Here is a 16489-nt window from a genome sequence, read left to right on the forward strand (position 1 = left end):
CGCTTTACCGATCGGTCACACATCGTTCGTGATCACGCAACACCGTTCCTCCACAGTGGATGCATGACTTCAGACTTGTCTCAGGTGACCCGGTCGCGGAACGGACGGCCGGTGCACCACTGGCGGAGGGATCTCGTCGAGCTCGCCGCGCTGTTCACGGCCGTCGCGGTGGCGGACGGGGTGGCCAACCTGATCGGGCACGGTCCGGACGGTCCCGCCCTGCTGGTGATCTCGGCGGTCGCGCTGGCCGCGACCGCCGGGTTCCACACCTGGTGGGCACGGCGCCACGGTCACGCGCCCCCGGTCGGGGATACCGGCGCCCGGCCGGCCGCCGCGGCGGGGCCGGCCGGGCAGTCCTCGGCCGCCGGACAGGGCGGACCGGCCGGGCGGCACGCCGCGGACTCCTCGGCGGCGGCGGAGGAGCGGACCACGCTGTGGCGGATGCGGACCACGGTGCGGGACGAACCCGGTTCGCTGGCCACGCTGTGCACGGCGCTGGCCGCCCACCGGGTCGACATCCTCAGCCTGCAGACCCACCCGCTGGCCGACGGCACGGTGGACGAGTTCCTGCTGCGGACGCCGGACGCGCTGTCGGCGGCGGAGCTGACCCGGACCGTCGCGCGGGCGGGCGGCAGGTCCACGTGGATCGAGCGGGCCGACACCCACGACCTGGTGGACGCGCCCACCCGGATCCTCGGCCTCGCCACCCGTACCGCCCTGGACGCGGCGGAACTGCCCCTGGCGCTGCGGCAGTTGCTGGGCCGGTGCACGATCCGCTCGCAGCCGGCCGTCCCGCTGAACGGCGGCCGCGGGCCGGAGCCCGTGCCGGTGGAAGGGGTGCTGGAGGAGACGAGGATGCGGCTGCGGGCCCCGGAGGGCGGCGTGCTCACCGTGGAACGGCCGTATCTGCCCTTCACCCCGACCGAGTTCGCGCGGGCGCGGGCCCTGGTGGAGCTGGACGGCCGGCTCGGCCCCCGCCTCCCGCGCGGCGAACAGGTGCTGACGCTGCCCGAGGGCAACGACATCACGGTGCGCCGGATCGACGCCGATGGCCTGGAGGCGGCCCGGGCGATGCACGAGCGGTGCTCGCCGGACACCCTCGCCATGCGCTACCACGGGCCGGTCGGCAACGCGGACCGCTATCTCAACCACCTGCTCAGCCCGCGCTTCGGCCGCACCCTGGCCGCGCGGACCGCCTCCGGCCGGGTCGTCGGCCTCGGGCATCTGCTCTGGGACGGTGACGAGACCGAGGTCGCGCTGCTCGTCGAGGACGACTGGCAGCGGCGCGGCATCGGCGCCGAACTCCTCTCCAGCCTGGTGTCGATGGCGGTGGAGGCCGGCTGCGAGAGCGTGTACGCGGTGACGCGGGCCGCCAACACCGGGATGGTCGCGGCGATGCGCGGCCTCGGCCTGCCGCTGGACTACCAGGTCGAGGAGGGCACCCTCGTCATCACCGCCCGCCTGGGCGCCGCCCCGGCCGCCGCCCGGCCGCCGTACGGCATCGCCCGGGGCACGCTCGGGGACCGGTCCCACCGGAACTGACCGCTTCCTCACGGGAGACCGGGGCGAGGGGGTGGGCGCGGGGCGGGGCGGAGGCGGTGAGGTGCCGGTCGCGGTGGCGCGCCGGTCGGTGTGACGCGCGGTGCGCCGGTCGGTAGGGCGCACGGTGCGCCGGGGCGGGGCCCGTGGCGGGACTCCCGCGCCACGCCCCACACCCCGCCGCTCGACACCCCCGCCACACCCTCGGTACACCGCGCCCCGCCCCCGGTACACCGTCCGCCGCCCCCCTCCGCGCACCGCTCAGCGTTCCCGCCCCGCCGCCTCCCCCGAAGCCGAGCCCGCTCCCGCTCCCACGCGCGCGGGCGTCCGTGTCTCCGGGCCCAGGGCCTGTGTCAGGTCCGCCCAGAGGTCCTCGGTGTCCTCAAGACCCACGGACATCCGCAGGAGACGGTCGCCGACCCCGGCCCCGCGCCGGTCGCCGGCGTCGACGATGCGGTGGCTGATGGAGGCGGGGTGCTGAATGAGGGTGTCGACGCTGCCGAGGCTGACCGCCGGGGTGATCAGCCGGACCCGGGAGATCACCTCGTGCGGGTCGCCGTGGACCTCGAAGGCGACCATGGCGCCGCCCAGGCGCGGGTAGCGGACACGGGCCACGCGCGGGTCCGCGGCCAGCCGTGCGGCCAGTTCGGCGGCGGTCGCGGAGGCGGCGCGGACCCGTACCGGGAGCGTGGACAGCCCCCGGAGCAGCAGGTAGCCGGCCAGCGGATGCAGGACGCCGCCGGTGGCGAAGCGGATCTGCCGCAGGCGGCCCGCGAACTCCTCGTCGCAGGCCACCACTCCGGCCAGGACGTCACCGTGCCCGCCGAGGTACTTGGTGGCGCTGTGCAGCACCAGCCGGGCGCCGTGCTCGGCGGGCCGTTGCAGTACGGGCGTGGCGAAGGTGTTGTCGGCGAGCAGCGGGACGGAGCCGCAGGCATGGGCGACGGCCCGCAGGTCGACCTCGGCGAGGGTGGGGTTGGCCGGGGACTCGACCATCACCAGTCCGGTGTCGGGGCGCAGCGCGTCGGCGATGCCGGCCGGGTCGGTCCAGGTGACCTCGGTGCCGAGCAGCCCGGCGGTCAGCAGATGGTCGCTGCACCCGTACAGGGGCCGTACCGCGACGACATGGCGCAGCCCGGCCGCCGACCGGGCGAGGAGGACGGCGCTGAGCGCGGCCATGCCGCTGGCGAACGCGACGGCGGACTCGGTGCCTTCGAGGCGGGCGAGCGCGGTCTCGAAGCGGGCGACGGTGGGGTTGCCGAGGCGGCCGTAGACCGGTGGTCCGACGGGGTCGGCGCCGTCGGTGGCGAAGGCGTCGATGCGGGCGGCCTCACCGCGGCTGTCGTAGGAGGGGTAGGTCGTCGACAGGTCGATGGGCGGGGCGTGCAGGCCCTGGCGGGCGAGGTCGTCGCGGCCGGCGTGCACGGCCTCGGTGGCCAGTGCCCGCGTCGCGGTGCGCGCGGCGTCGGGAAGGCCGCGGAGGCCGAGGGCGCTGTGAGGGCCGCCGTGGGTGTCGGACATGTCGTGGGCGTCGGACGCGTCGTGGGTGCCGGGGGCGCGCGTGCTGGCTGAGTCCATGAGCGGAAGGGTGAACAGAGGACGGACGGTTGGGGCTGAACTCCGTGTTACGTTCGCCCCATGGCTGAATCCGTCGTACTGGATCCGGTGGATCTCCATCTGCTGAGGCTGTTGCAGAACGACGCCCGGACCACGTACCGGGATCTCGCCGCGCAGGTGGGCGTGGCGCCGTCGACGTGTCTGGACCGGGTGACGCGGCTGCGCCGCTCGGGGGTGATTCTCGGCCATGAGCTGCGGCTGGACCCGGCGAAGCTGGGGCGCGGGCTCCAGGCGCTGCTGTCGGTCCAGGTGAGACCGCACCGCAGGGAACTGGTGGGCCCGTTCGTGGAGCGGATCAGGGCGCTGCCGGAGTCGCGCACCGTGTTCCATCTGACCGGACCCGACGACTACCTGGTGCATGTCGCCGTGGCGGACATGGCCGATCTCCAGCGGCTGGTGCTGGACGAGTTCACCTCGCGGCGCGAAGTGGCGCGGGTGGAGACCCGGTTGATCTTCCAGCAGTGGGACTGCGGGCCGCTGCTGCCACCGGTCACGCCGAGAGCCGAATCGGGAATACCCGGGTGACGTGAGCGCGCTCGGGCGTGAGGATGGACGGCATGTCTGAGACGAAGATCCCGCTGCCCCGAGAGGTAGCCGACGCCTACGTCGACGAGTACATCGCGCTCGACCCCGTCACCGGTACGTATCTGGGGGTGCGGGAGAGTTCGGGCCTGCTGCCCGACTACTCCCCCGCGGGCCGCCGGGCCGTCGCGGACCTGGCCCGCGCCACGCTGGCGAAGCTGGCGGAGGCCGAGCGGCAGCCCGGCGCGGACAGCGACGAGGAGCGGCGCTGCGGGCGGCTGCTCCGCGAGCGGCTCACCGCCGAGCTGGCCATGCACGAAGGTGAGGAGGACCTCCGCGCGGTCGGCAACCTGCACACGCCGGGGCACGCCGTGCGCGAGGTGTTCACGGTGACGCCGTCCGAGACGGAGGAGGACTGGGCGGCGATCGCGCGGCGGCTGCGTGCGGTGCCGGCGGCGCTGGCGGGCTATCAGGAGTCCCTGGCGCTCGGTCTGGAACGCAAGCTGTACGCGGCGCCGCGGCCCACCGCCACGTTCGTCGAGCAGCTCGACCAGTGGTCGGACACGGACGGCACGGGCCGCGGCTGGTTCGAGGAGTTCGCCGCCGCCGGGCCGGACGCGCTGCGCGCGGAGCTGGACGAGGCGGGCCGCGTCGCGACGGGCGCCGTGGTGGCGCTGCGGGACTGGATGCGGGAGGTGTACCTGCCGGCCGTCGAGGGCGCGCCGAACGCGGTGGGCCGCGAGCGGTACGCGCGCTGCGCCCGCTACTTCAACGGCAGCGACCTCGACCTGGAAGAGGCCTACGCCTACGGCTGGTCGGAGTTCCACCGCCTGCTCGGCGAGATGCGGAAGGAGGCCGCGAAGGTGCTGCCCGGCGCGGAGACGCCGTGGGTGGCGCTCGCGCACCTGGACGGGCACGGCCGGCACATCGAGGGTGTGGAGGAGGTACGCGTCTGGCTCCAGGGCCTGATGGACAAGGCCATCGAGGAACTGGACGGCACCCACTTCGAACTCGCCGAGCGGGTACGGAAGGTGGAGTCGCGGATCGCGCCGCCCGGCGGTGCGGCGGCCCCGTACTACACGGCCCCGTCGGAGGACTTCTCCCGCCCGGGACGCACCTGGCTGCCGACGATGGGACAGACCAGGTTCCCGGTGTACGACCTGGTGTCCACCTGGTACCACGAGGGGGTGCCGGGACATCATCTCCAGCTGGCGCAGTGGGCGCACGTGGCGGAGAACCTCTCGCGCTACCAGGCCACGCTCGGCGGGGTCAGCGCCAACGCGGAGGGCTGGGCGCTGTACGCGGAGCGCCTGATGGACGAGCTGGGGTTCCTGACGGAGCCGGACGAGCGGCTCGGCTATCTGGACGCCCAGATGATGCGGGCGACCCGGGTCATCATCGACATCGGCATGCACCTGGAGCTGGAGATCCCGGCGGACTCGCCCTTCCACCCGGGTGAGCGCTGGACGCCGGAGCTGGCCGAGGAGTTCTTCGGGGCGCACAGCAGCCGCCCCGCGGACTTCGTGGAGAGCGAGCTGACCCGCTACCTGACCATGCCGGGCCAGGCCATCGGCTACAAGCTGGGCGAGCGGGCGTGGCTCCTGGGCCGCGAGCGGGCCCGCGAACGGCACGGCGACGCCTTCGACCTGAAGGCCTGGCACATGGCCGCCCTCTCCCAGGGCTCCCTCGGCCTGGACGACCTCCTCGACGAACTGTCCCGGCTCTGAGAACGGGGCGGCCCCGCACCACGGGGCCGCCCGCACCCGAGCCCCCGCTCCCGGCTCCGGCTCCGGCTCCGGCCCCCGCTCCCGGCTCCGGCTCCGGCTCCGGCTCCGGCTCCGGCTCCGGCCGGAACGAGGGTGCTCGCTCAACGCAACGCAGGCGCAGCAGAGTCGATCAACGTCTGAATCCGCCCTCGGAGTTGATGACCTCGCCGGTGATCCAGCCCGCCTCGTCGGTGGCCAGCCACGCGATGAGGCGGGCCGGGTCGTCCGGCTGCCCCCAGCGCCCGGAGGGGAACCGGGCGGCCACGGCCGCGTGCGCCTCGCCCGTGGCGTAACCCGTGTCCACGGGACCGGGGTTGACGGTGTTCACCGTGATCCCCCGGCCGGCGAGATCGGCGGCCAGGGAGCGGGTGACGGAGGCGAGGGCGCCCTTCTGGAGGGCATAGGCGATCTCGCCGGGCATCCCGCCCGCCATGTCCTGGCCGGACGTCATCATCATCACGCGTCCGCCCGGGGCGTCACCGGCAAGGGTGGCGCGGTGCCGGGCGTACGCCTGGACCAGCAGCAGCACCGAGCGGGTGTCCACCGCCCAGTGGGCGTCCAGCATCGCGGCGTCGATCCCGTCCAGGCCGCCGTCCGAACCGCTGAGAGCGTGGTTGGCGACGAGGATGTCGAGCCGGCCGAACTCCGCGACGACCGTGTCGACGAGCCGCGCCGGTCCGGCGGGGTCGGACAGGTCGCCCGGTCCCTCGGTGACGCGTGCCGCCGGATCGCCGAGTGCCTCGCGCACCGAGTCGGCGACCTCCTCGGGGCGGTCGGCGCCCCAGGGCATCGCCGCGTCGTGGGGCACATGGTGGTGGAGGTGGACACTGGCGCCGTGGGCGGCCAGCCGCCGGGCCACCGCGTGCCCGATACCGGCGCGGCGGCCGGCGCCGGTGACGAGCGCGACGCGGCCGCGCAGGGGCAGGGGGTCGCGGCGGAGTTCTTCGGCCGTGGGCCGCGCGAAGCTCGACATGGACGGTCACGCTACGCAGCGGCCGGCCGGATATCGACCCCTTCTGCCCCCGGGCCGAGGCCCACCCACCGCCTCCGCACCCCCTTCTCCGCACCCACCGTCCCTCCGTCCCCGCACCCCCGGTCGCCCGTGTGGTCCGCTCGGCCGGACGGACGTGTTCCGGTGGCGGGGGTGGGGGTGGGGCGGCTTGCTGGTGCGGGGGCGAGACGAAGGAGGCGGGCCGGGCTATGCAGGGCAACAGGCCGGGGCAGCAGGCGCTGGAGACCCCACGGGCCGCCGGGCTCGCCGGAGTCGTGTTCGCGCTGCTGATCGCCGCCGCGATCGTACTGATCCGGCTCGGGATCCCCGAGGGCGCGGACGCGGCGACCGCGCAGGAGCTGAGCGACTCCTCGCGCCGTGACGCCGTACGGGCCGCGCTCGCGCTGGTGCCGTTCGCCGGGATCTTCTTCCTGTGGTTCGTGGGCGCCCTGCGGGCCCATGTCGGGCAGGTGGAGGACAAGTTCCTGGCCACGGTCCTGCTGGGCAGCGGACTGGTCTTCACGGCCACCATGTTCGGAGCCGCGGCGGCGGCCGCTTCCGTGCTCTCGCTCGCGCACACCTCCGGTTCGTCCGCCGGGGCGTCGACCTGGGACTTCGGCCGGCAGTTCGCCTACACCCTGATGACCGGGTACGCGATGCGGATGGCGGCCGTCTTCGTGTGTTCGATGTCGGTGATCGGGCACCGCATGGGCGTGCTGCCCTGCCCGCTGTCGGTGGTGGGCTTCCTCACCGCCCTGACCCTGCTCTTCGTCTCGTCGAACGTGCCCTGGGCGGAGCTGGTCTTCCCGGCCTGGTCGCTGGTGGTGAGCCTGCACATCCTCGTGGCGAGCGGCCGGAACCGCCGCCGCGCGGCGGCGCCCGCGTGACACCGCGGCGCCCCCGCCGACGTCACCCGATCGGCGTGGTCCGGCTCGCGGGTCCGCGGCCGTTCCTCCCATGCTGGCGGACGGGGACGACCGCCGTCCGGGGACGCCCACGCAGCCTGAGTGGCGCGCGCCGGACCTGGCCATCGAAGGGCGGAGCGCGGATGAGGCTCGTCGTCGATCTGAACAAATGCCAGGGGTACGCGCAGTGCGCGTTCCTCGCGCCCGACATCTTCACCATGCACGGCGAGGAGTCGCTGATCTACGACCCGCTGGCGCACGAGGAGCAGCTGGAGCGGCTGGAGCGGGCGGTGGCCGCCTGCCCCGTGCAGGCGATCACGGCGGACGGTCTGGACCCCCGGGACGGCTTCCTGGCCGGGTCCGACTTCGTGGCCGACGCCGGGCGGGAGTCGTCCGATGGCCGCTGACTACGTGGACTGGCTGCGCCGCGAGGGCCGGATCGTCGTCGTCGGCGCCTCGCTGGCCGGGCTGCGCGCCGCGGAGACGCTGCGCGCGGAGGGCTTCGCCGGATCGCTGACGATGGTCGGTGACGAGCCGTACGAGCCGTACGACCGGCCGCCGCTGTCGAAGGCGGTGCTGCTGGGCAAGGCCTCCCCCGATCACACCGATCTGCCGCAGTCGCGGGACATCGACGCGAAGTGGCGGCTCGGCGTCGCCGCGAGCGGTCTCGACATCACGGCGAAGCGGGTACGGCTGTCCGACGGCGACGAGATCGAGTACGACCGGCTGCTCATCGCCACCGGCGTCCGCGCCCGGCCCTGGCCGAACGAGGCGGAGGCCGGACTCGGCGGCGTGTTCGTGCTGCGCACCCGGGACGACGCGGTGGGACTGTACCGGCGCCTGAAGGCGGGGGCCCGCCGGGTGTTCGTCATCGGCGCCGGGTTCGCCGGTTCCGAGGTCGCCTCGGCCTGCCGGGAGCGGGGCATGGAGGTCACCGTCGCGGAACGCGCCGGCGGCCCGCTGGTGGGCGCCCTCGGCGGTGTGGTCGGCGCGGTGGCGACGGACCTCCAGCTCGAGAACGGCGTGGACCTGCGCACCCATGTGACGGTGACGGCGCTGGAGGGCGACTCGGCGGGCAAGGTCAGGGCGGTCCATCTGTCCGACGAGAGCGTCGTCGAGGCGGACGTCGTGGTGGTGTCGCTGGGCTCGATCCGCAACACCGACTGGCTGGCCGGGTCGGGGCTCGGCGCGGGACCGCGCGGCATCGCCACGGACGCGGGCTGCCGGGCCTTCGACTTCCGGGGCATCGTGACGGACGACGTGTTCGCCGCGGGTGACGTGGCGCGGTCCCCGCACCCGCTGTTCGGCTACCAGTTCCTGTCGCTCGAACACTGGGGCAACGCGGTCGCGCAGGGCGCGACGGCCGCGCACAACATGGTCTGCGCGGCCACCGACCGCCGCCCGCACATGTGGATGCCGGCCTTCTGGTCCTCGCAGTTCGGCGTGAACATCAAGTCGGTCGGTGTGCCGCCGATGGCCGACGAGATCATGATCACGCAAGGGTCGCTGGCCGAGCGCCGGTTCGCGGGCGTCTACGGGTACAAGGGCCGGATCGTGGCCGCCGTGACCTTCAACAGCGCGAAGTGGCTGGAGTACTACCAGCGGCAGATCGAGCAGGGCGCGCCGTTCCCCGTCGACTACCCGACGATGGACCGGCGTCCCGAGGGACGGCAGCCGATGCCCGCCGACTTCCCCGACCCGTCGCTGCCCACCCACGGCCCGACCGTGACCCTCAGCGGCTACTCGCCGGCCGACCGCAGGATGGTCTTCACCCCGGCCCACCACTGACCCGCCGCCCGGCCCCGACGCCCCAAGGACCCCTCATGCCGCAAGTCTCGCTGGTGCGCCAGATCCTGGACCACGCCAATCGCCACGATCCGTATCCGCTGTACGCGGAGCTGCTCAAGACGCCGGTGGTGCACGACGGAGAGAACGGCCCGTACGTCATCAGCTCGTACTGGGACATCGAGAGCCTCCTGCACGACCCCCGGATCAGCTCCGACGCGGCCAACCTGACCGTCACCGGTCCGGACGCGCTGCCCCAGGGGGAGGACGACACGGGGCTGCCGCCGTCGTTCATCCGGCTGGACCCCGCCGAGCACGACCGGCTGCGGCGCATCACCAACAGCGCCTTCGGGCCGCCGGACAAGCCGCACCGGGTGTACGACATGCAGCCGGAGATGCACCGGATCGTCACCGAGCTGATCGACGGGTTCGGGGACGCGCGCGAGATCGACCTGGTCGACCAGTTCGCCTATCCCTTCCCGGTCACCGTGATCTGCCGGCTCCTCGGCGTGCCCCGCGAGGACGAGCCGCACTTCCGGGAGCTGGTGGACCCGATCGTGGCCGGCCTCGACCCCGCCACGCGGCTGAAGGGCGGCGAGGCGTTCCAGAAGGAGTGGCAGGAGGCGCGGATGCAGCTCGGCATGTACCTGGCCGGGCTGGTGGAGCAGCGCAAGAAGGAACCGCGCGACGACATGCTGTCCGACCTGGCCAACAGCCACGGCCCGGACGGGTCCATGTCGACGATGGAGGTCCTGGCGACGGCCGTGCTGCTGCTGATCGCCGGTCACGAGACGACGGTCAACCTGATCACCAACGGCATGCTGACGCTGCTGCGGCACCCGGAGATCCTCCAGCGGCTGCGGGAGGACCCGGAGCTGTCGATCAAGATCGTGGAGGAGCTGCTGCGCTACGAGCCGCCGGTCCAGATCGTCCCGCAGCGCACCAACATCACCGACATCGAGGTCCGCGGGGTCACGATCCCGAAGGGGTCGATGATCTGGCTGGTGATCGCCGCGGGCAACCGCGACCCCGAGCGGTTCGCCGACCCCGACCGCTTCGACCCGGACCGCCAGGACATCGAGCACCTCGGCTTCGGCAGCGGCATCCACAGCTGCTTCGGCGCGCCGCTGGCCCGGCTCGAGGCGCAGATCGCGCTGGCCGAGCTGGCCAGGCGGCTGGAGAACCCCCGCCTGGTGGACGACCCGCCGCCGTACCGGGAGAACGCGGTGCTGCGCGGGCCGCGCCATCTGAACATCGCGATCGACGGCGTGCGCTGAGGCGCCGGCCGGCCCGTCGGCGGGCGGGAGCGGTGTCCCCGCGTGCGGAGCGGAGGTCCGCCTCCCCGGAGCCCCGGCGGGCGGGAGCGCTGTCCTCGCGTGCGGCGCGGGGGTCCGCCTGCCCGGCGCCCCGGCGGACGGGACGGGATCAGGGGCCGAGCCGGGTGAGGCGGACCAGGCCGATCCAGGTCTCCGGTTCCGGCTGGACGTAGGCGGCCCGTACCGCGTAGGTACCCGCCTCCAGCGGGACGCGCAGGTGTTCGGCGCCGGCCAGGCCCTCGCCCGGCCACGCCGAGTCGAACAGGACCACCGGGCCGGGTATCCGCCAGCGCAGTTCGCTCCCCCACTCGGCGGACTCCAGGCCGGCACGGGCGCCGGCGAGCAGTTCCTCCTCCGAGTTCGCGGCGGACCAGCGCACAAGGACGCCGTGGTCCGGGAGGTAGGAGGTGGCGGCGGGTTCGCCGCCGAGGACGAGGGCCGTGCCGTCGCCGACCGGGAGCAGGGCGGCGTCCCCGTCGATCTCGCACGCGCGGTCGTAGTCGGTGGCCGGGCCCTCGCCGTCGGCGCCGGACCAGAACGGCAGCACCGCCTCCGGGACCGCCGTCAGCGGGCCACCGCCCGACTCCACCCACTCCAGCTCGCCCGGATCCGCGTATCGCACCATGGTGCGAGAACCTACACGCACAAGGGCGGGGCCCCGCGGGCGAGTTCGGCGTGACGCAGCGGGGGCGGCCGCGGCGGTGTCAGACGCCGTGCTGCCGCAGCGCCGAGCCCGACCTGCCCTTGACGACCTCCAGCCGGGCGTGGACGCGGCGGCGCAGGTCGGCGACGTGGCTGACGATGCCGACGCTGCGGTCGCGTTCGCGCAGCGAGTCGAGGACGTCCAGGACCTCGTCCAGGGTCTGGTCGTCCAGGCTGCCGAACCCCTCGTCGATGAAGAGCGTGTCCAGCCGGACTCCGCCCGCCTCGTCGGTGACGACGTCGGCGAGGCCGAGGGCGAGGGCCAGGGAGGCGAAGAAGGTCTCGCCGCCGGACAGGGTCGCGGTGTCCCGCTCCCGGCCGGTCCAGGCGTCCACGACGTGCAGGGCGAGCCCGCTGCGGCCGCGTCCGGAGCGGTCGGCCGAGTGCACGAGGGTGTAGCGGCCCGAGGACATGCGCTGGAGCCGTACCGTCGCCGCGGCGGCGACCTGTTCCAGGCGCGCGGCCAGGACGTACGACTCCAGGCGCATCCTGCGCTCGTTGTCGGCGGAGGTGCCGGCCGTGAGAGCGGCCAGGCGGGCCACCCGGTCGTACTCCTCGCGCAGCGGGCCGAGCCGTCGTACGGCGTCGGCGGCGCGGGCGGAGAGGCGGTCGAGCTCGTCGGTGCGGCGGGCGGCCGCGTCATGCGCGGAGACGGCCTCGCGCAGCCGCCGGTCCGCCTCGGCGGCGGCGTGTTCCGCGGCGGCGGGGTCGGCGGGCGGCCGCTGAGCGGCGGCCGCGGCGTCGGCCTCGGCCAGCACGGCGCGTACGGCGGCCTCCTCGGACTGCCAGGCGTCCAGGCGGTGCTGGAGAGCGCGGTGGGCGGCGTCGTCCAGGAGGGCGTCGGCGGCGTCCTGCGGGGTGTCGAAGCCGGCGCGGAAGGCGGCGTCGGCGAGACGGGCGTCGGCGTCCTTGAGCCGCTGGGCGGCGTCGTCGGCGGCGCGGACCGCGTCGGCGGCCTCGGTGAGCCGGGCCGCCCGCAGCTCCAGCTGGGCCGCGCGGGCGGCGACGCTGTCCGCGGTGCCGCGCGCCTGCGCCAACTCCGCCTCCAGCAGGCTGTGTTCGTGCTCCAGGGCGTCCCGCCGGGTGAGCCGGGAGGCGGTCCGCAGGGCGGCCTGCTGGCGGTCGGCCAGGCGCTGCTCGCGTTCCTGCTCGGCCCGGCGCAGCTCCTCGTGCGCGGCGTGCAGGGCGGAGGCGGCACGGCGGGCGCGGGTGTACTCCTGCTCCAGCTCATCGGCCTCGGCGGCGAGGCGGGCGGTGGGGGTGTCGCCGGCCTCCGCGGTGGCGGCGGCCAGGGACTCGCGGACGGCGGCGAGGCGCCGCTCCTCCTCGGTGCGCTGCGCGTCGGCCTTCCGGAAGGCGGCGTGGGCGCGTTCCTCGGTCTCGCGGTCGACGTGTCCGGCGTCCTTGCGGGCCGGGGCGGGGTGTTCGGTGGCTCCGCAGACGGCGCAGGGCGCGCCGTCGGTGAGGTGCCCGGCCAGTTCGGCGGCGATGCCGTCCAGGCGCTGTTCCTTCAGGTCCAGCCAGTGGTCGCGGGCGTCGAGGGCGCGCTGTTCGCAGGCGCGGACCCGGCCGCCCGCCTCGTCCAGCGCGGCGGTCAGCCGGTCCCGGTCGCGTGCCGCGTCGAGGCGGCGGCGCGCGGGTTCGCGCTGGACGGCGAGCTGTTCGGCACGGGTGGCCGCCGCCTGGGCGGTCTCGACGCGGTTCTGGAGGGCGGCGCGGGCGGCGTCCCAGCCGTCGAGCCAGGCGTCGGCCTCGCGCAGGACGTCCTCGTCGGCGCGCTCCTGGCGGTCCAGGCCGCGGCGTTCCTCGGCCAGGGCGACGAGCCGCTGTTCGGCGCGCCGGGCCGATTCCAGACCGCCGAGTTCCTCGGCGGCGCGGCGGGCGGCGGCCGCGAGACCGGTCGCGCCGGACTCGGCGTCGGATCCGGGCAGCAGCCCGCGGGCGCGGGCCTCTTCGGCAGCGGCGCGCCGGTGCGCGCTCTCCGACTCCTCGCGCAGTTCCAGCGCGGAGGCGACGGCCTCCGCCTTGCGGCCGCGCTCCATGCGCTCCCGCGCCGCGCGCTGCTCCCCGGCCCGCTCCTGGAGCAGTACGGCGCGCTCGCGGGCCTCGGCGAACCGGGTCTGGAGGCGGGCGAGTTCCCGTACGCCGGACAGGGTGTGCCGGGCGGCGGTGTGCGCGGCCTCGGCGGCGGTCAGGCGGGAGCCGGCGATGGTGAGCTGTTCGCGGACGGTGCCGCGGGCGACGGCGGCCGCGGTGAGGACGGTCTCGGCCAGTCCGGGCTCGCCGGGGGTCAGCCCGGGCAGTTCCATGGCGTCGCCCGCGGCCTGCTGCATGCGGTGCGCGTCGGCGAGCAGCGCGGCGTCGCCCTCGCGCACCCGGGCCTCGGTGGCGCGCCGGCGCTCCGCGAGCCGCTTCTCCACGTCGGCGAAGCGCTGGGTGTCGAAGAGGCGGCCGAGGAGCCGGCCGCGGGCCTCGGCGTCGGCGCGCAGGAACCGGGCGAAGTCGCCCTGGGGCAGCAGGACGACCTGGCAGAACTGCTCGCGGCTCATGCCGAGCAGCTGGGTGATCTCCTCGCCGGTCTCCTGGTGGGAGCGGCTGAGGTCCTTCCAGACGCCGGCGGGTGCGTCGTACTCGCGCAGCCAGGTCTGGGCCTTGTCGAGGGTGGTGCCCGTGCCGCGCTTCTTCGGGCGCTCCCACGGCGGCTGCCGGGTGACCTCCAGGCGGCGTCCGGCGACGGTGAGTTCGAGGCGGACCTCGGTGCGGACGGCCGGGTCGGCGTGGTCGCTGCGCAGGTTCGCGCCCTGGCCGCTCTGGCGGGCGCCGGGCACGGAGCCGTAGAGGGCGTAGCAGACGGCGTCGAGGACGGAGGTCTTGCCGGCGCCGGTGGGGCCGTGCAGCAGGAACAGGCCGGCCGTGGAGAGCGCGGCGAAGTCGACGCTCTGGGAGCCGCCGAAGGGGCCGAAGGCGGTGATGTCGAGCCGGTGCAGCCTCATCGGGCCACCTCCCGCCGGGCGTCGTCGGCGCGGACGGCGTCGAAGGCCTCGCGGAGCACGGCGGTCTCCCGTTCGTCGGGCCCCGCACCGCGCACGTGGGTGACGAAGTCCTGGGCGATCTCATGGTCGTCCCGGCCGGCGAGGCGGCGGGCGTAGGAGACCTCGGGGTCGTCCGGGGCGCGTTCGGGGGCGAAGACGAGGCTGAGGGTGTGCGGGAAGCGCGCGGTGAGCCTGGCCATGGGGTCGGCGGGGCGCACGGCGTCGGTGAGGGTGGCCTCGATCCAGGCGTCCTCGTGGGGGGTCAGCGCGGGGTCGGCGAGCAGCTCGTCCAGGGTGCCCCGGACGCGGGCCAGCGGGCGCGGCACGGGGCAGTCGAGGCGCTCGGCGGTGACCTGGCCGGTGGCGTCGAGGTCGACGAGCCACATGCTCTTGCGGTGCTCGGTCTCGGAGAAGGAGTAGGCGAGCGGGGAGCCCGAGTAGCGCACGCGCTCCGTCAGGGTCTGGCAGCCGTGCAGATGTCCGAGGGCCGCGTAGTCGACGCCGTCGAAGACGGAGACCGGTACGGCGGCCACACCGCCCACCGTGATGTCCCGCTCGCTGTCGCTGCCGCGGCCGCCGGTGACGAAGGCGTGCGCGAGCACGACGGAGCGGGTGCCCGGCGCACGGGTGGCGAGGTCGGCGCGGACCCGTTCCATGGCGGCCGCGAGCACCGCCTCGTGGCCGGCCTTCTCCACCGCGAACTCGTCCTTGACCAGGGCCGGTTCGAGGTACGGCAGTCCGTAGAAGGCGACGTCGCCGTGCGCGTCCGCCAGCACCACCGGGGTGCCCGCGTCGGACGGCCGGGTGCGCAGGTGGATGCCCGCGCGGCCGATGAGTCCGGCGCCCACGCCGAGGCGGCGGGCCGAGTCGTGGTTGCCGGAGATCATCACGGTGGGCACGCCGAGGTCGGCGAGGCGGTGCAGTGCCTCGTCGAAGAGCTCGACCGCGGCGAGCGGGGGCACGGCACGGTCGTAGACGTCCCCCGAGACGACCACGGCGTCGGCGGAGGTCTCCCGCACGGTCGCGACGAGGTGGGTGATGAAGTCGGCCTGGGCTTCGAGCATGTTCACGCGGTGGAAGGACCGGCCCAGGTGCCAGTCGGACGTGTGCAGCAATCTCAAGAACCCGCTCCGACCCGCACCGCTTCCCCCTGCTCCAGCGCTTTCGAGACCAGCCCGATCCGGCACGGTCCCCGCCGGTCGGCACCCACCACGCTAACGCCTTCGCGCACCTCGTCCACCACGAACCTCGGGTTGTCGTGGCGCACCCGACAGCCGATTGCCGGAAATATCCCTTTCGTTCTTTTTCCATGCCCCTTGGCCGGTTCCGCGACGGGGGACCCCGGCGCTCCGGGGTCCCCCGCGGGCGTCAGCTCAGGACGAGCAGGACGGCGAGGGCGACGAGCAGCGAGTCGATCCGGTCGAGCAGGCCGCCGGAGCCGGGCAGCCAGGAAGCGGCGTCCTTGACCCCGGCGCCGCGCTTGACCATGGATTCGAGGAGGTCGCCGGCCGGCCCGCCGACGGCCACCGCGACCGCCATCGGCCAGGTCGGCGCGCCGAGGGCGGCGAGGGTGCCGAGTCCGGCGACGGCTCCGGCCAGGGTGCCGCTCCACCGCTTCGCGGGCGACAGCGGCGACAGCGACGGACCTCCCAGCCGCGGGCCGGCGAAGTACGCCACGATGTCGGCGACCGATACCGCCATGAACAGCGCGAGCGCGCTCGCCCCGAGCGGCACCAGCGCGGCCGTCACCCCGATCCAGGCCAGCCCCAGCAGTCCGGCACCGAGGCGGCGCAGCCCCTGCTCGGCGTCGCCGGCCAGCAGCGGTACGGCGGCCACCGCGAGCGCCCCCGCCGCGAGCACCCGGAACACCTCGCCGGGCGCCAGCCAGGCCGCGAGCACCACGCCGGTCACCGCCGCGGCGAGCACCACCCGGTCGGGCGGGCCGAGCCGCATCAGCGCGCCGAACTCCGTCACCGCGATCACCCCGGCCGTCACCGCGACGGCGGCGGCGCCGGGGCGGCCCCACCAGAACGCGCCGGCGACCAGCGGCACCCCGACCGCCCAGGCGCACCACCGGACCAGCAGTTCGCGGCGCCGGGAGACGGCCACCGCGACACCGCTCAGCGCCAGCGTCCCGCCGAGGACGGGCGCGAGGGAGGCGACGGTGATCACCGGGCGGACCCGGCGGCCCGACCACCCGGGGCCGCCGCGGCAGGGACACCCCGGGACGCCGCGGCGGGCACGACCGGAGACGCCGTGGCGGGAACACCCGGGGACACGACGGCCGGGCCGGCCGCGAACGCCGTGTCAGGAA

13 protein-coding genes are annotated in these 16489 nt (G+C 75.0%); 7 read left to right on the top strand and 6 right to left on the bottom strand.

Features of this window, described 5'->3' with window-relative positions; genetic code table 11:
* Window positions 1-63 precede the first annotated feature (63 nt).
* Entirely contained in the window at window positions 64-1542 is a 1479-nt protein-coding gene (locus ACIPRD_RS14560; RefSeq protein ID WP_401563029.1) for a GNAT family N-acetyltransferase, read from the top strand.
* A gap of 258 nt (window positions 1543-1800) precedes the next feature.
* Here the strand turns inward: ACIPRD_RS14560 and ACIPRD_RS14565 are convergent, their stop codons facing one another.
* Window positions 1801-3060 (bottom strand): trans-sulfuration enzyme family protein, encoded by a 1260-nt coding sequence (locus ACIPRD_RS14565; protein ID WP_401563197.1) that lies wholly within the window; start codon window positions 3058-3060, stop codon window positions 1801-1803.
* A 117-nt stretch (window positions 3061-3177) separates the two neighbouring features.
* Here ACIPRD_RS14565 and ACIPRD_RS14570 point away from each other — a divergent pair, with 117 nt between their 5' ends.
* Window positions 3178-3681: an Lrp/AsnC family transcriptional regulator gene (locus ACIPRD_RS14570; RefSeq protein ID WP_356403391.1), complete on the top strand. Its 504-nt coding sequence runs from the start codon at window positions 3178-3180 to the stop codon at window positions 3679-3681.
* A 32-nt stretch (window positions 3682-3713) separates the two neighbouring features.
* Window positions 3714-5405 (top strand): DUF885 domain-containing protein, encoded by a 1692-nt coding sequence (locus tag ACIPRD_RS14575; RefSeq protein WP_401563031.1) that lies wholly within the window; start codon window positions 3714-3716, stop codon window positions 5403-5405.
* A gap of 169 nt (window positions 5406-5574) precedes the next feature.
* On the opposite strand, the gene ACIPRD_RS14580 is transcribed toward ACIPRD_RS14575, so the two are convergent.
* Window positions 5575-6417, bottom strand: a complete 843-nt coding sequence (locus tag ACIPRD_RS14580) for an SDR family oxidoreductase (protein WP_401563033.1) — start codon at window positions 6415-6417, stop codon at window positions 5575-5577.
* Between the two features lie 227 nt (window positions 6418-6644).
* On the opposite strand from ACIPRD_RS14580, the gene ACIPRD_RS14585 reads away from it, so the two are divergent.
* The 4 genes from ACIPRD_RS14585 (at window position 6645) to ACIPRD_RS14600 (ending at window position 10402) form a co-directional block, all read left to right on the top strand.
* Window positions 6645-7322 carry a hypothetical protein gene (locus tag ACIPRD_RS14585; RefSeq protein WP_401563035.1) on the top strand — a complete coding sequence of 226 codons (678 nt, stop codon included), beginning with the start codon at window positions 6645-6647 and terminating at the stop codon, window positions 7320-7322.
* Window positions 7323-7483: 161 nt separating this feature from the next.
* Window positions 7484-7747, top strand: coding sequence for a ferredoxin (locus ACIPRD_RS14590; RefSeq protein ID WP_356403379.1), 264 nt, complete (start codon window positions 7484-7486; stop codon window positions 7745-7747).
* Window positions 7737-9128, top strand: coding sequence for an NAD(P)/FAD-dependent oxidoreductase (locus ACIPRD_RS14595; RefSeq protein WP_401563036.1), 1392 nt, complete (start codon window positions 7737-7739; stop codon window positions 9126-9128). The genes ACIPRD_RS14590 and ACIPRD_RS14595 overlap by 11 nt, the downstream gene beginning before the upstream one ends.
* 35 nt (window positions 9129-9163) lie before the next feature.
* Complete coding sequence (locus tag ACIPRD_RS14600) at window positions 9164-10402, top strand: cytochrome P450 (protein WP_356403373.1); 1239 nt, start codon at window positions 9164-9166, stop codon at window positions 10400-10402.
* Window positions 10403-10550: 148 nt separating this feature from the next.
* On the opposite strand, the gene ACIPRD_RS14605 is transcribed toward ACIPRD_RS14600, so the two are convergent.
* The 4 genes from ACIPRD_RS14605 to ACIPRD_RS14620 form a co-directional block, all read right to left on the bottom strand.
* Window positions 10551-11066, bottom strand: coding sequence for an immunity 21 family protein (locus ACIPRD_RS14605; protein ID WP_401563038.1), 516 nt, complete (start codon window positions 11064-11066; stop codon window positions 10551-10553).
* 79 nt (window positions 11067-11145) lie between these two features.
* Window positions 11146-14136, bottom strand: coding sequence for an AAA family ATPase (locus tag ACIPRD_RS14610; RefSeq protein WP_401563040.1), 2991 nt, complete (start codon window positions 14134-14136; stop codon window positions 11146-11148).
* The gene (locus ACIPRD_RS14615) at window positions 14133-15296 is read right to left on the bottom strand and encodes an exonuclease SbcCD subunit D (RefSeq protein ID WP_401563042.1); all 1164 of its coding nucleotides are present in this window, start codon (window positions 15294-15296) and stop codon (window positions 14133-14135) included. The genes ACIPRD_RS14610 and ACIPRD_RS14615 overlap by 4 nt, the downstream gene beginning before the upstream one ends.
* Window positions 15297-15543: 247 nt before the next feature.
* Window positions 15544-16347, bottom strand: a complete 804-nt coding sequence (locus ACIPRD_RS14620) for a phosphatidate cytidylyltransferase (protein WP_401563044.1) — start codon at window positions 16345-16347, stop codon at window positions 15544-15546.
* Window positions 16348-16489: the final 142 nt, after the last annotated feature.

It is taken from the genome of Streptomyces sp. NPDC090108, assembly GCF_044747185.1.
Taxonomy (GTDB): Bacteria; Actinomycetota; Actinomycetes; order Streptomycetales; family Streptomycetaceae; genus Streptomyces.